This window comes from Parapusillimonas sp. JC17 (genome assembly GCF_052180245.1).
Lineage (GTDB): Bacteria > Pseudomonadota > Gammaproteobacteria > Burkholderiales > Burkholderiaceae_B > Parapusillimonas.
On the sequence record NZ_CP197474.1, the window covers coordinates 4,411,040 to 4,425,361 of the forward strand.

General features: G+C 62.0%; 12 protein-coding genes. 7 read left to right on the top strand and 5 right to left on the bottom strand.

Features of this window, described 5'->3' with window-relative positions; translation table 11 throughout:
* Positions 1 to 172 precede the first annotated feature (172 nt).
* The 7 genes from ACSBPU_RS21105 to ACSBPU_RS21135 all read left to right on the top strand — a co-directional run bounded on the left by ACSBPU_RS21105 (position 173) and on the right by ACSBPU_RS21135 (position 7,123).
* On the top strand, positions 173 to 1,147 hold the full coding sequence (locus ACSBPU_RS21105; protein WP_442593932.1) for a sigma-54 interaction domain-containing protein: 975 nt from the start codon (positions 173 to 175) through the stop codon (positions 1,145 to 1,147).
* Positions 1,148 to 1,380: 233 nt separating this feature from the next.
* Entirely contained in the window at positions 1,381 to 2,862 is a 1,482-nt protein-coding gene (locus ACSBPU_RS21110) for an RNA polymerase factor sigma-54 (protein WP_442593934.1), read from the top strand.
* A 150-nt stretch (positions 2,863 to 3,012) separates the two neighbouring features.
* Positions 3,013 to 3,801 carry an ABC transporter ATP-binding protein gene (locus tag ACSBPU_RS21115; protein ID WP_442593936.1) on the top strand — a complete coding sequence of 263 codons (789 nt, stop codon included), beginning with the start codon at positions 3,013 to 3,015 and terminating at the stop codon, positions 3,799 to 3,801.
* Between the two features lie 103 nt (positions 3,802 to 3,904).
* Positions 3,905 to 4,720: a transporter substrate-binding domain-containing protein gene (locus ACSBPU_RS21120; RefSeq protein ID WP_442593938.1), complete on the top strand. Its 816-nt coding sequence runs from the start codon at positions 3,905 to 3,907 to the stop codon at positions 4,718 to 4,720.
* A 6-nt stretch (positions 4,721 to 4,726) separates the two neighbouring features.
* The gene (locus tag ACSBPU_RS21125; RefSeq protein WP_442593940.1) at positions 4,727 to 5,440 is read left to right on the top strand and encodes an ABC transporter permease; all 714 of its coding nucleotides are present in this window, start codon (positions 4,727 to 4,729) and stop codon (positions 5,438 to 5,440) included.
* Positions 5,440 to 6,114: an ABC transporter permease gene (locus tag ACSBPU_RS21130; RefSeq protein WP_442593942.1), complete on the top strand. Its 675-nt coding sequence runs from the start codon at positions 5,440 to 5,442 to the stop codon at positions 6,112 to 6,114. Before ACSBPU_RS21125 ends, ACSBPU_RS21130 begins: the two co-directional genes overlap by 1 nt.
* Positions 6,115 to 6,121: 7 nt before the next feature.
* Complete coding sequence (locus ACSBPU_RS21135) at positions 6,122 to 7,123, top strand: asparaginase (protein ID WP_442593944.1); 1,002 nt, start codon at positions 6,122 to 6,124, stop codon at positions 7,121 to 7,123.
* Between the two features lie 105 nt (positions 7,124 to 7,228).
* Here the strand turns inward: ACSBPU_RS21135 and ACSBPU_RS21140 are convergent, their stop codons facing one another.
* From ACSBPU_RS21140 to ACSBPU_RS21160, 5 genes are all read right to left on the bottom strand, one after another.
* Positions 7,229 to 8,158: a pseudouridine synthase gene (locus tag ACSBPU_RS21140; protein WP_442593946.1), complete on the bottom strand. Its 930-nt coding sequence runs from the start codon at positions 8,156 to 8,158 to the stop codon at positions 7,229 to 7,231.
* Positions 8,159 to 8,160: 2 nt separating this feature from the next.
* The gene (gene tdh / locus ACSBPU_RS21145) at positions 8,161 to 9,192 is read right to left on the bottom strand and encodes an L-threonine 3-dehydrogenase (RefSeq protein WP_442593948.1); all 1,032 of its coding nucleotides are present in this window, start codon (positions 9,190 to 9,192) and stop codon (positions 8,161 to 8,163) included.
* Between the two features lie 17 nt (positions 9,193 to 9,209).
* Entirely contained in the window at positions 9,210 to 10,430 is a 1,221-nt protein-coding gene (locus tag ACSBPU_RS21150) for a glycine C-acetyltransferase (RefSeq protein WP_442593950.1), read from the bottom strand.
* A 4-nt stretch (positions 10,431 to 10,434) separates the two neighbouring features.
* The gene (locus ACSBPU_RS21155) at positions 10,435 to 13,083 is read right to left on the bottom strand and encodes a TRAP transporter permease (protein WP_442593952.1); all 2,649 of its coding nucleotides are present in this window, start codon (positions 13,081 to 13,083) and stop codon (positions 10,435 to 10,437) included.
* A gap of 165 nt (positions 13,084 to 13,248) precedes the next feature.
* Entirely contained in the window at positions 13,249 to 14,247 is a 999-nt protein-coding gene (locus ACSBPU_RS21160) for a TAXI family TRAP transporter solute-binding subunit (protein WP_442593954.1), read from the bottom strand.
* Positions 14,248 to 14,322 lie beyond the last annotated feature (75 nt).

Below are 14,322 nucleotides of genomic sequence, written 5' to 3' on the forward strand. Positions count from 1 at the left end.
GTCGACTGTCATGTGCGAGAAATCGGCAGGCCCCCAGTTGATGTACGTATTTTTTCCCTCTTATGCGCCCATCGTACGCGGAAACCGATCGCCCAAATGTAAATAAAAATTGCTTTTGAAACCAAGGACTATTATTGCCGTACGCTGTGCATTTCATATTAGACTCCGGAAAATGATTAATTCATCCAAAACCGTTGGGCGCTCTTCTGCAGCGTTCGAGCTGGCGCGCGCTATCGTCAAGGCCGCGCCCACCGAGGCCAGCGTGCTGATCGTCGGGGAAAGCGGAACCGGGAAAGAAGTCGTTGCACGCGCCATCCATAAACGCAGCACTCGCTGCGAAGCGCCGTTCGTGGCCATCAATTGCGGGGCCATTTCAGCATCTCTGGCAGAAACAGCATTCTTTGGACACGAAAAAGGCAGTTTCACGGGGGCGGCGGCCACCACCAAGGGCTGTTTTGAAACCGCCGACGGCGGCACTCTGTTCCTGGATGAAGTCACCGAAATGCCCCTGCCCATGCAGGTGCAATTGCTGCGTGTCCTGGAAAGCGGCCAATACCACCGCGTCGGCGGCACAGAGCTGCGGCAGGCCCACGTCCGCATCATTGCCGCCACCAACCGCGACCCCAAGGAAGCAGTCAAGTCGGGACGCTTTCGCTCCGATCTGCTGTATCGGCTCGCAGTCTTTCCGATACGCGTTCCCAGTCTGCGCGAAAGACAATCCGACATCGCTTATCTGGCCCAGCGATTTCTCGATGAATTGAATGCGGAAGAAAAGACCCGGAAGCAATTTTCAGAGGCTACCATCACGCATCTTGAAGCCTACAATTGGCCCGGCAATATCCGGGAGCTCAAGAATACGGTCACGCGGGCCTACATCCTGGCCAATGACACCATAGAAATCGGCCCGATGATGCCGGTGTTTCGCGTCAAGACGCCCGATCTGGCCAATGGTTTTCTGAAAATCCCCATTGGCACGGACCTTGCCAATGCGCAACATGCGCTCATACAGGCGACACTGGAGTATTACTCCGGCGATAAGCGCCGCACCGCGGCGGCGCTGGGTATCAGCCCCAAGACGCTGTACAACCGCCTGGAACAAATCAAGGGCGAAGCGCCTGCCAACGGCACTTCTTACCGTCGCCGGTAATTAGCACTCACTCGCGGCGCGGATGTGATCGCGGCCGCCGCCTCACATCTGACAAGTCACATCTTTTTTCAATCCTCTGAAACGCTGTCGTGGCGTAGCTGTCCGGTCTTCTTCATTGCGTGCCTGGCCCGTTGAAGCTGAGGGCTGACTAATTCTGGCACGGTTATTGCGTCATCTTCCAATGTGCAGTCGCCAACTGGCATCAAGCAGAACCCACACAGGAGACCAGACAAATGACGCAGATGTCTTATGAGTTGCTGGCCAAGCAGCAAACCAGTCTGACGCCCCGCCTGCAGCAATCCGTGAAGCTGTTGCAAATGTCGACCCTGGATTTCACCAAGGAAGTCGCCCAAGCCATCGCCAACAATCCTTTCCTTGAGGATGGGGAAGACACCTCGTCGGAAGAGCACGCGCATGCCGGCGCCCCGGCACCCAAAGACGCCGGACATGCCGACGGCACGGATTTCGACCCTCCTGAGCAGTCCGCCGTCGGCAACGCGGATGCCGACCGGGATACGCAAGCCGTCGAGCCGGCCTTCGATGAAAACGTGTCGACGTATTCAGGGGATTATCCCGTTCGGCGCGATCCCGATCTTCCAGACACCGATGTAGGCCAGTGGGCACAGCATCAGACCAGCATGCAGGAGTCGCTGCTCTCCGATCTCTGCGCCTATCCGCTGTCCGAGCGCGACCGCTATCTGGCGGAATACATTATTGAAGCCATAGACGACGATGGCTACCTGCGCCTTCCTTTCTCCGAGCTGGCCCCCGCTTCGGCGTTTTCGCCGCCGGTGGATGAAAAGGAATGGGAAGCCGCGCTGCGCCTGGTGCAACAGATCGCAACGCCCGGCCTGGCGGCGCGCAACCTGCAGGAATGCCTCTGCCTCCAATTGCAGGCGCTGGATGAAAAAACGCCTGGCAAACTGCTGGCTACGCGCATCGTCTCGGAACACATCGACAAGCTTGGACGCTGCGACTATGCCGGACTGGCGCGCGCCCTGGAATGCAGCGCCGAGGACATACAGCAGGCCACCCTGCTGATCCGCAGTCTCGAGCCGCATCCCGGCCGTCGCTACGGCGCCATAGACCCGTCGTGCTATGTCGTTCCCGACGTCATCGTGCGCAAGGTCGGCAAACTCTGGGTCGCCGTCGGCAACGAAAGCGCGACCCCGCACGCGCGGCTGAATACCGTCTATGCGAAGCTTTTCCGCGAGTCCCGCTACGAGGACAGATCATTGATGGCCCAGGCGCTCCAGGAAGCACGCTGGCTGCTGCGCAGCCTGGAGCAGCGGAGCAGCACCATCCAGCGCGTGGCACAGGCCATCGTCGCGCGCCAGCAGACTTTCTTCGACTACGGCGAAATCGCTCTGCGGCCGCTGATGCTCAGCGAAATCGCGGAGGAGCTGGGAATGCATGAATCCACGGTTTCGCGCGCGACCAGCCATAAATACCTGTCCTCCCCGCGCGGCCTCTTCGAGTTCAAGCACTTCTTCTCGCGCGAACTCGCCACCAGTTCGGGCGGCACCTGCTCGGCCGTCGCCGTGCGCGCACTCATCCAGGAGATGATCGACGAGGAGAATCCCAAGGAACCGCTGTCCGACGTCACGCTGGCACGCAAGCTGGCGCGCGAGGGGGTGGTGGTCGCCAGGCGGACCGTTTCCAAGTACCGCGCACAGATCAAGTATCCGCCAGCGGAATTGCGGCGCGCTCCTTAGCCTGCATGGGCGCTGCGGGCCACCGGGCGGGCGCGCGGGGCAAAGCAGTTAAAATGTCGGGTCCAACGCTCATTTGAGCGCCGGACCCGACCTCATCGCTTACATTTCTGCCATGCCCGCCCTGCCGCTTGGCCACGGAGCCTTTTTTCCATGACCGCGCCCGATTACGCCGTCAAAGTCGAAGACATTCACAAGTCCTACGGAGCGAATGAAGTCCTTCGAGGCATTTCATTCGAGGCCCGGCAAGGACACGTGCTCTCCATCATCGGCGCGTCCGGATCCGGCAAAAGTACCCTGCTTCGATGCATCAACCATCTGGTGGTCCCGGACCAGGGCACCGTCCGTATCGGAAATGAAATTCTGCGCAGCCACAAGAATCGCGCCGGCATCGCCGTCAGCAGCGACCCCCGGCAGCTCGAGCGCGTGCGTGCCCGTCTCGGCATGGTCTTTCAGAACTTCAATCTCTGGTCGCACCGCAACGTGCTGCAGAACCTCATCGAAGGCCCGGTGCATGTGCAGGGGCGCTCGCGGCAGGAAGCCGTCGAACATGCCGTGGGCCTGCTAGACAAGGTCGGGCTTTCCGACAAGAGGGACGCCTATCCGTCCGAGCTGTCCGGGGGACAGCAACAGCGCGTGGCGATCGCGCGCGCGCTGGCCATGCAGCCCGACGTCCTTTTGTTTGACGAGCCCACCTCTGCGCTGGATCCCGAGATGGTAGGAGAGGTGCTGCGCGTCATCCGCCAGCTTGCCGACGAAGGCCGCAGCATGATCCTGGTCACGCATGAAATGAATTTCGCGCGCGAAGTCTCCGACCACGGCATCTTCATGCACAACGGCCGAATCGAAGAAGAGGGTGTCCCCGACGCGCTATTCGGCGCGCCCAGTTCACCGCGGCTGCGCCAGTTCCTGCAGCCGATGCAGAGCGCCGCCTATGGATGAAGAGCCTGTTTGGTAAGATCTCGCCTGCGGGCAACGCAGCCTCGGCGTCCCACGCAGAACCACAATCCGGCTGATCCACACAGCCGCAGCAAGGAAGACTCAAGTGATTAAACCTATCGTGCATAAAGCCGCGCTGTGCGCCGGCATGCTGCTGCTGGGGCTGGGCACAGCCTCCGCAGCCACCCTCAAGATCGGTACAGAAGGCGGATATCCGCCCTGGAGCATGGTCGATGCCGCCGGCAAAGTCAGCGGTTTCGACGCCGACGTTGGCAATGCGCTCTGCCGGGAGCTGCAGGCCGACTGTCGTTTCGTGGTCCAGGCGTTCGACAGCCTGATCCCATCCCTGGATGCAAATCGCTTCGACCTGATCATCTCGGGCATGTCGTTCACTCCTGAACGCAACAAGCGCATTGCATTCAGCATTCCCTACGCGGTGGAAGACGCCATTTTCGTGCTTCCCCGACAGAGTGCGCTGGTCGGCGCCACAGACACCGGGACCGTGCTCAAGGGGCTGGCCGGCAAGACCGTCGGCGTACAAGGCGGCACCACGCATGGCGACTACCTGCGCAAGAATGCGCCTGGCCTGACGGTAAAGAACTACGATACGCTGGACCAGATGCAGATCGACCTGGACGCCGGGCGCCTGGACGCCACCTTCGCCGACCTGACGTCCCAATCCAAATTCCTGAAAAAGGTCGGTGACAAGAATTTCGCCTTGTCCGAACTGATCATCAAAGGCTCTTCGGCGCCCGAGACCCTGGGCTTCGGCATCGCGGTCGGCATCAATAAACAGAACGCCGAACTCAAGCAGCGCGTCGATGCCGCCCTGTGCAAGCTCATCAACGACGGCACCATCAAGTCCTCCAGCGAGAAATGGTTCGACATCGACATTTCGAACTACGAGGTCTGCAAGAAGTAAACGGGGATGCTCGACACCATCTTGGCCGTGCTGCGCGAGGGCTGGGGCTGGACGCTGCTGCGCGGCACGGCCATGACCTTGCTGATCGCGTCCCTGGGCATGTGCCTGGGCGTCGCGATCGGCATCGCCGGCGCGGCCGTCAAGACATCGGGGCCCAGGCTTGCCGGCCTGCTCGTCAGCACGTACACGACCGTATTTCGCAGCATTCCGGAACTCCTGATCATCTATCTGCTGTTCTTCGGCTCGGTACAGCCCGTATCCGATCTCGCAGACTACCTCGAATGGGAAGACGCCATGACCGGCTGGTTCCCCGCGCTGGTCGGCATCATCGCCATTGGGTTGATTTCGGGCTCCTACGGCGTCGAGGTGTTCCGCGGAGCGCTCAAGGCCATTCCCCCGGGCCAGATCGAGGCAGCGCGCGCGATCGGAATGACTGGACGACAACGCCTGACGCGCATCGTGATTCCGCAGATGTTCTGGTATGCGCTGCCCGGCACCAACAATGTGTGGCAGACGGCCCTCAAGGACACCGCGCTCATCTCGCTGGTCGGACTCGTGGAAATCATGCGCGCCGCGGTATTGGGGGCGGCTGCCACGCGCGAGCCCCTGGCGCTGTATGTCATGGCGGGCGCCTTGTATTTTCTGATCGGGGCCGCCAGCCAGGGCGCATTCGTTCTGGCCGAGCGCCGCTATGGCCGCGGCATGAAGGGGCACGCGTGATGGACGCCGAGCTCCTGCGCCATACCATCGTGAATCTCTTCGAGGGATTCGGCCTGACGGTCTACATCGGCCTGATCGCCATCGGGCTCGCGTCCATCGTCGGTCTCGTGCTGGCTTTGATGCGCGTATCGCGCAGCCGGCTCGCAGCCCGTTTCGCCTTCGTCTACAGCACCTGTTTTCGCGGAACGCCGCTGCTGGTGCAATTGTTCATTCTCTACTATGGCATAGGCACGCTGCCGGTCGTGCGCGAGACACCCGTTCTGTGGTGGCTGTTCAGCGACGGCGGCCGCTGCGCGATACTCGCGATTGCGCTGAACAGCGGCGCCTATGTCAGCGAAGTGCTGCGCGGAGGCTTCCAGTCTGTTCCTGCGGGCCAGATCGAAGCGGCCCGGGCCTGCGGCATGTCGACGGCCCTGTGTTTCCGCCGCATCGTCTTTCCGCTTGCCTTGCGGCAGGCACTGCCCGCCTACAGCAACGAAATCGTGCTTGTCATCAAGGGCACCAGCCTGGCGTCCACGATCGCGGTCATGGAGCTCACAGGCCATGCAAAGCGCCTGATGAATCAAAACTATGCCATTATTGAAACCTTCGTCATGGCGGGGATGCTTTATCTGATGATCAATTTCTTCCTGCTCGCTTGCGTGCACGCGCTGGAACGCCGGCTGAAGCACTGAACCCACCATGCACACGCCAAAGCCAAAACTGCCCACCATCGCGCTGATCGGCACCGGCGGAACGATCGCTTCGACCGCCTCCGACCCCACCGCCATGACCGACTACGCGGTCACGGAACCCGTCAGCGCCATCCTGGACGCCGTGCCCGAAATCACCGGCTTGGCGAATGTGCAGTATTGCCAGCCGTTCAACGTCGACAGCCGGTGCCTGGACAACAAAATGGTCTTGAAACTGGCTCGGCGCGTGGATCGCATCCTGGCCGACCCGTCGGTCGACGCCGCCGTCATCACGCATGGCACCGACACGCTCGAGGAAACCGCCTACTTCCTCAATCTGACGCTCAAGAGCCGCAAGGCCGTGGTCATGACCGGCGCGATGCGGCCCGCTTCGGCACGCAGCGCAGACGGCCCGCTCAATCTGTATCATGCGATGCTCGTCGCCGCCGCGCCGGACGCCGCCGGCAGAGGAGTCATGGTGGCCATGAACGAAAGCGTCCATGCCGCCCGGCATGTTTGTAAAACGCATACCAGCAACGTTCAGGCCTTCAGCTCACAGCAGCATGGCTGCTTGGGCGGCATCGTCAATGGCGTGCCCCGGTTCTTCAACACACCCGCGTCCAGCCACACGCTGGCGACGGATTTCACCGTGTCGGGTTTGAAGACCCTGCCCTGGGTAGACATCATCTACGATCATCAAAGCGCAGGCCCGCATCTGTTCGAAGCCTCCATCGCGGCGGGTGCGCAGGGCATCGTGCTGGCCGGAACGGGCAACGGCAGCATGTCGCCCGCCGCCGAAAAAGGCATGCGCCTGGCCGCCAGAAAAGGCGTCACCTGCGTACGCAGCACCCGCGTGGGCGATGGCCATGTGACCGCAAGCGCGACGGACGCCCGCCAGGGGCTCATCTCGGCGGGTTCGCTCAATCCTCAAAAAGCACGCATCCTGTTGATGCTCGCGCTTTCCGTGACGCGGGATCGCGAGCGGATACAGGGGTACTTTGATCGCTGTTGAAGGCGGCAGGGGTCAGACCCCATACGGGGTCTGACCCCCCAGTCTTTTTTATGCCGTTTTCGGGGTCAGACCCCGTACGGGGTCTGCCCCCCCTCAAGCCCCCTCCTATGGGGTCTGACCCCCTTCAAGCGCCTTTCTGCTTTCAAACCGCCGCCGCACGCCGCTCACCGGATCGATGAACTCGATGGCACGAGCCAGCAATTGCAAAGGCTTGCTGAAATCGTCCTCTTCCGCATACGGCTGCAAAACCGGATAAAACGCATCATGGCATATCGGCATGCCCAAGGCGCTCATGTGCACGCGCAACTGGTGCTTACGCCCGGTATGGGGCATCAGCCTGAACCGGCCGATGCCGTCCGTGACCCGGATCAGCTCGATGCGGGTTTCGCTGTTGGCCGGGCCATCGACTTCATGCATGGTGAAGTGCCCCGGACGCTGTTCCAGCCGGCTGCGGCGCACCGTCGGAAATTCGATGCCGGGTCGCCATGGGGCAAGCGCCTCGTATTCCTTGTGCACCTTGCGCGACTGGAAAAGAGACTGATACGCCCCCCGATACGCCGGATGCGCGCAAAATAGCAGCACTCCCGCCGTTTCCCTGTCCAGGCGATGGAGCGGCGTCAACCATGGCATGTCGAGCGAATGCCGCAGCCTCACCAGCGCCGTTTCCCGCAAGTATCTGCCACCGGGCGTGCTCGCCAGGAAATGCGGCTTGTCGACCGCCACCAAATACTCATCGCGAAACAACACCGGCAGATCGAAAGGCACCTGCGCCTCGCGAGGCACTTCGCGGTAGTACCAAAGCCAGCGCCCGGATTCATAAGGCGCGTCGCCCCGCTGCGGCAAGCCCGCCTGGTCGACGATGTCTTCCCGCGCAAGACGCGCAAGCAGAATATCCGGGGGAACATGGGGAAACCGCTCTTGCAGGAAATCGAACAAGGTCGGCCAAGAGCCGTCCGGCAGGTATACCCGGCTTGGCGCGACCCCGTCCCTGACAGGCAGCGGCGCCGCGCCCGCGGCACCGGCATGCCGTTCCATGCTCAAGCCGCCGTCCAGTCCAGTATGACTTTCCCGCTTTTTCCGGACAGCATGGCCTCGAAGCCCGCCTGGTATTCTTTTACGGGATACCGATGGGTCACGATGGGTGCGAGATTCAACCCGCTTTGCAGCATGGCGACCATCTTGTACCAGGTCTCGAACATTTCGCGCCCGTATATGCCCTTGATTTCAAGTCCTTTGAAAATGACTTTGGTCCAGTCGATGCCGAACCCCTGCGGCGGAATGCCCAGCATGGCGATCTTGCCGCCATGGTTCATCTGCTCGAGCATGGACACAAAAGCGCTGGGCGCTCCGGACATCTCCAGGCCGACGTCGAATCCTTCGGTCATGCCCAGTTCGCGCATGACGTCCTCCAGGGATTCGTTCTCGACGTTCACGGTGCGCGTCGCTCCCATTTCGGCGGCAAGCGCCAGACGATAGTCGTTGACGTCGGTCACGACGACATTGCGGGCGCCCACATGGCGGGCGATGGCCGAGGCCATGGCGCCTATGGGGCCGGCGCCCGTGATGAGCACATCTTCTCCGACCAGGTTGAAGGCGAGCGCCGTATGTGCGGCATTGCCGAAAGGATCGAATATCGCGGCCAGTTCATCCGGCACGTCGTCGGGTATCTTGAAGGCGTTGAATGCCGGCAGCACGAGGTAATCGGCGAATGCGCCGGGACGGTCTACGCCGACACCCGATGTGTTGCGGCACAGGTGCCGTCGGCCTGCCCGGCAATTGCGGCAGAAGCCGCAGGTAATGTGCCCTTCGCCGGACACCCTGTCCCCGATCCGGAAACCGGTGACCTCCTGGCCGACGGCCACGATCTCGCCGACATACTCATGGCCGACGTGCATGGGCACCGGTATCGTGCGCGCCGCCCAATCGTCCCATTTCCAGATATGGATGTCTGTCCCGCATATGGCGGTCTTCCGTATCTTGATCAGCACATCGTTGTGGCCGATGGCGGGAATGGGGACGTCGGCAAGCTCGAGGCCTGTGCCCGCCGCCGTTTTGACTAGTGCTCTCATGCTGGGGCCTGTTGACGTTAAAAGGTAGGTGGCTCAGGCCCCAGGCATCCCAGGCGCCGACCGGCGCGCTCGAATGCCGCCACGGCCCGATTGATCTGCTCCGGCGTGTGCGCCGCGCTCATTTGCGTGCGGATCCTCGCCTGGCCTCGAGGCACGACCGGGTACGAGAAACCAATGACGTAGACGCCTTCGCTCAGCAAGGCCTCCGCCATGTCGCCGGCCAGCCTGGCATCTCCGAACATCACGGGAATGATGGGATGATCGCCCGGCACCAGATTGAATCCCAATGCCTGCATTGCTTCTCGGAATTGCCTGCCGTTTTCATGGACGCGCCGCCGCAGCGCCTCGCCCTCGTCGCTTTGCAGCAGTTGCAGGACCTTCAGTGACGCAGACACGATGGACGGCGCAAGCGAATTGGAGAAAAGATAAGGGCGCGAGCGCTGGCGCAGCAACTCGGCAACGGATGCGTGCGTAGCCACATAACCGCCTGACGCACCGCCCAGCGCCTTGCCTAGCGTCCCCGTGATGATGTGGACGCGACCCTCGACGCCGCAGTGCTCGGGTGTGCCACGCCCATGCCGGCCGACGAAGCCGACCGCGTGCGAGTCATCGACCATGACCAGCGCATTGAACTCGTCGGCCAGATCGCAAATGGACTTCAGGTCGGCAATGACGCCATCCATCGAGAACACGCCATCCGTCGCAATCAGCTTGAAGCGCGCGCCGGCCGCATCGGCGGCCTGCAGCTGGGCACGAAGGTCGGCCATGTCGTTGTTGTTGTAACGATAACGGCGGGCCTTGCTCAATCGGATGCCGTCGATGATGCTTGCATGATTCAGGGCGTCGCTGATGACGGCATCGTTTTCGTCGAGCAAGGCTTCGAACAAACCGCCGTTGGCATCGAAGCAGCTCGAATACAACACGGCGTCTTCCATCTTCAGAAAGGCCGCCAAGCTTTCCTCCAACGCCTTGTGGCCCGCCTGCGTGCCACAGATGAACCGCACCGACGCAAGCCCGAATCCCGCCTCGTCCAGGCCTTGCTTGGCCGCTTGTATCAAGCGGCTGTCATTGGCCAGGCCCAGATAGTTGTTGGCGCAGAAGTTCAGCACATGGGCGCCGCCTTGAAGGCGGACCTGGGCAGACTGCGGGCCGCTCATGACGCGCTCGGCCTTGAAATAGGCGTCGGCGCGCAATTGATCGAGCTGGCCCTGCGCGTGTTCGAAGAAGGCGCGGTTCATGGGGTCAGACCCCATTCGGGGTCTGACCCAGCGTCTGGGGAGCGTGACCCCTCAATCGGCGGCCCTGCATGACCCACATGAAACCCAGGATCAGCAACGCCGGTATGTAAAACCAGAATTCCGAAGGCCGATTGGGATTCGGAATCTGCACGCGGTTAATGTCCCAGCCTTGCTCCCAGCCCGCGCGGCGCGCCTGGCTGCCGAATCGGACCGAGGCGATCTGCGCCTGGTCGCCCATGGCCATCACGGTCAGGCCCGCTGCGGACAGGCGCTGCAGGCCGGCCGCATCGCCGGTTGCCGTGCTGCCCTCCGGCAGCGCGGGCAAGGGCACCGCCACAGTCTTCTGAAGCTCGTCGCCCTCCAGGTTCATACCGCTGAGCACCGCCACCAGCCGGCCTTTCTCGGGCATGTCGGCGGCAATCCTGAGCAGCTCGGAAGCCGGACGGGCCTCGTACTTGGGTGCGACGTGATTCATGAACCAGTCAGGCCGGAACAGCATGAAGGTCACCAGCAGCAATAGCGCCACCTCCAGCCAGGTCGCCTTGACACGCATCCAGCGTATCGTGGCAGCCGCAAACGTAAGCGAGGCCAGCGTAGCGCCTGAGACGACCAGGAACAGCTCGCCCCATCCTTCGACATCGATCAGCAATAACAGCGGATTGAATATGAACATGAAGGGCAGGACCGCCGTGCGCATGGCATAGGTCACGCCCTGTATGCCCGTCTTGATGGGATCCTCGCCCGAGATCGCCGCCGCGGCGAACGTGGCCAGCCCCACGGGTGGCGTGATGTCGGCCATGATTCCGTAATAGAACACGAACATGTGCACCGCGATCAGCGGAATGACGAGACCACTTTGCGCACCCAGCTCAACGACGACAGGCGCCATCAGGGTGGCCATCAGGATGTAGTTCGCCGTCGTCGGCATGCCCAGTCCCAGGACCAGGCAGACTGCTGCGGTAAAGAACAGCATGCCCAGCACGCTGCCCATGGACACCAGCTCCACGAACGCCGTCATGCGCAGGCCCAGGCCGGTGAGCGTGATGGCGCCGACGATCAGCCCGGCTGTGCCGCAGGCAATGGCGATGCCGATCATGTTGCGGGCGCCTTCCTGCAGGCCCGTCACGGTTTCCGACCAGCCTATGCCGAGCGAAGGAGCCACCGGCAACTTGCGGAACCAGGCGATGAGAGGCCTCTGGGTCAGCATCTGAACCAGCATGGACACCACGGCCCAGAATGCCGACAAGCCGGCCGACAGTTGCTCGACCGTCAGGCACCAGACCAGTATGCCGATCGGAATCAGGAAGTAGAGGCCCGCGCGGACGGTAGGCCAGGTTTCCGGACGTGTCGGATTGGTAATGTTGATATCGGTCGGCAAATCGGGATGCGATGCCGCGATGCGCAGCAGCCAGAGATAGAGCACCACCAGCAGACCGACAAGAATCGGGAATGCCGCCTCGCCGGCCACCGCCTGCACGCCCACGCCTATCCAGTAGACCAGGCCCATGACGATCAGCGACCCCGCAATACCCATGCCCCACCCCGCCATCTTCTGCAGGAGTGTGCGCGGTTTTCCGGCGGACATCATGGGCTGTATGCCCAGCTGCAAGGCTTCCAGATGCACGATGTAGAACAGCGCGACATAGGAAATGCTGGCGGGAAGGAGGGCGTGCCGGATGATGTCGGTATAGGGTATGCCCACGTACTCGATCATCAGGAAAGCCGCGGCGCCCATGACGGGGGGCATGATCTGCCCGTTCACCGAGGAAGCCGTTTCAATCGCGCCGGCGCGAATCCCGCCATAGCCCGCTTTTTTCATCAGCGGGATGGTGAAAATGCCGCCCGTCACGACGTTGGCGACAGAGGACGCCGAAACGATGCCGTTCACGGCGGACGACACGACCGCCACTTTGGCCGGGCCGCCGCGCAGGTGGCCCAGCAGCGCAAAGGAAACCTGCATCATGTAGTTGCCGGCGCCGCAGCGGTCGAGCAAAGACCCTAGCAATACGAAAATGAAAATATAGGACACCGACACGCCCAGGGCGACGCCATAGACGCCTTCGGTGGTCAGCCACATGTGCGATACCAGGCGCTCCACCGACGCCCCCCGGTGCGCCAGCGCATCCGGCAGCCATGGCCCAAGAAGCGAATACAGGATGAAGATCGCGCCAAGCACCGCCATGGGCGCTCCAAGCGCGCGCCGTGTGACTTCCAGCAACAGGATCAGGCCGACCGCGGCCACGCCGATGTCCATTGCAGTGGGAATGCCGGGCCGGCTTGCCAGTTCGTTGTAGAAGAGGAAAAGATACGAGCCGCAGAAGCCGGCAATGAGCGCCAACAGCCAGTCGTACCACGGCATCTGGTCGCGCGGAGAGCTCTTGCGGGCGGGATAGGCCAGATAGCCCAGGAACATCGCGATGCCCAGATGCAGCGCCCGCGCCTCGGTGTCGTTGAAGATGCCGAAGTTCAGAGAGAAAGGCAGCGGCGAGGCGTACCACAGCTGGAACAGCGACCAAGCGATCGCCCCTAGAAAAAGAACGGCGCCGGTTATTCCACCCACATTGCGGCCGCCACGATCGACGTCGGCAACCAATTGCTCTAGTTCGGCATTCGTTTGCTGAGGGTCGATGGACGACGGTGCTGTCGTGCTCATGTGAGAATTCCTATTGTATTGCTGACGATTCGGTCGGCCCATGGATAGACATGTAAGGGCCGAACCTGGAAACGGGGAGCGGGCGGCTTATGGCCACCCGCTTGCTACAAACGACATGGCTGGATGCGCCCGCCGAGGCGGGCGCGCCGGCCGCGGGCCACGGCCTTACAGCAGGCCCTTTTCCTTGAAATACTTCTCAGCGCCGGGATGCAACGGAGCCGACAGGCCGTTCTTGACCATATCCTTGGCTTCGAGGTGTCCCAATGCGGGGTGCAGTTTTTTGAAGTCCTCGAAGTTGTCGAAGACCGCCTTCACGACCTGGTATACGGACTCTTCAGGAACGTCGGCGGATGTGACGAACGTAGCCAGCACGCCGTAGGTGTTGGTTTCCTGCGGGTTGTTCGGGTAGAGTCCGGCAGGGATCGAGACCTTGGCGTAATACGGATACTGCTCGACCAGCTTGTCGACAACCGGACCGGTCAGCGAGACCAATTGCGCGCCGCAAGTCGTGGTGGGGTCCTGAATGTTCGCCGAGGGATGGCCCACGCCGTAGAAGAAGCCGTCGATCTTGCCATCGCACAGCGCCGAACCATGCTCGTCGGGACGCAGTTCGGAAGCCAGCGAGAAGAAGTCCAGGCCCTGGCCTCGCGCCTTCAACAGCTGCTCCATGGAGGCACGCGTGCCCGATCCCGGATTGCCGACGTTGAAGCGCTTGCCTTTGAAGTCGTCAAAAGACTTGATGTTGGCTTCCTTGCGGGCGACCACGGTGAAGGGTTCCGGGTGAATGGAAAACACCGAGCGCAGCTTCTTGAATGCGCCGGCATCCTTGAACTGGCCCTCGCCATTGTAGGCATTGAAGCCCACGTCGGACTGCACCACGCCCAGGTCCAGCTCGCCGGCCTTGATCGTGTTGACGTTGAAGACCGAACCGCCGGTGGACTCCACTGAGCACCGCAGGCCGTGGGTGGAGCGATCCTTGTTAACCAGGCGGCAGATGGCGCCGCCGGCCGCGTAATAAACGCCCGTCACACCGCCTGTTCCGATGCTCACGAACTTCTGCTGCGCCGCTGCCGGCAGCGGCGCAGCCAGAGCCGCGAACATTGCCGCAGCACCGGCCGTCATGGTCAGGCGCTTGCCGAAAGAAGCGTTCAAAAACTTACGCATGTCTAATCTCCTTGGGTTTCCCCGCTATTATCTCCGGCTCGTAACCGGTACATTACACGCCCATCTGCCTCATGC